Raw genomic sequence first — 857 nt, 5'->3', positions numbered from 1 at the left:
GACTGCTCGCTCGAGGTACTATCTTCTGTACGCTCGCTGGCATTTTGATTATTATTACGGTTGTCTTGGCGAGTGTTTCGACGATTGCCGTTACGATCGTTGCCACGCTTATTATCACGTTCGCGTCCATCTTGCGTATCAGATCGATTATTATCGTTGGTATCATCTGTACTATTATCTGCGCTATCGTTGTCATCGCGCTGATCTTTTCTTTGACGCGATTTAGAAGATTTTGATTTACGTGACTTGCGCTTTCTTCTATCGTCGCTGTGACTCTCTTTTTTGTCATCATCAAGCGCGCTTTGCTTTGACGATTGAGTGACACTTTGAGTATTGTTATCGTCTTGCTGACGTACATTTTGCGGATCATCACTTTGATTTGATGAATGCTGGCTGTTATCTAACGCTGTACGATCCACTTGCCCAAACGAACCTAAGCTTTGCGCCCCAGTATTGACTAATGTCTCAATAGCTTCAGCGGCATCACGACTACTAACACTGTTTGCAGTCTGTGCTTGCGGCGCCTGCGCAAACAGATTAGACAGCCAAGCAACAGCTTTTGGCTGCGTAGTAGAGACCTGCTGATTACTCTGTGTAGTATGACTTGTGGCAGCACGCGCTGAGGAGACTTGCGTACTTACTTGCGTATTGTCAGTATGCTGATGGTTGTCGGTATTTTTTGGTTCGTTATTTGAGCCATTGTTTCGATGGCTATTTTGGCCTACATTCGATGATGACGCGCGTCCGTTACTTTGATTGCTTGCACGATTGTCTGGGCTACTTTTGTTATCAGCTGATTTACGCGGCTGACGAGTAGGCTGCTGCTCAGGACGTTCTTTTTCTGATGTTTGCCAGTC

General features: G+C 45.7%; 1 pseudogene. It reads right to left on the bottom strand.

The annotated features are described in order from the left end of the window. Positions 1-857 (bottom strand): annotated as a pseudogene (locus ACS8FD_RS18505) (Rne/Rng family ribonuclease); the annotation flags it as partial.

The sequence above is a fragment of the Psychrobacter sp. 1U2 genome (assembly GCF_051847575.1).
Note: the sequence above shows the minus strand (reverse complement) of the source record. Positions and strands in the feature narration are given on the sequence as shown.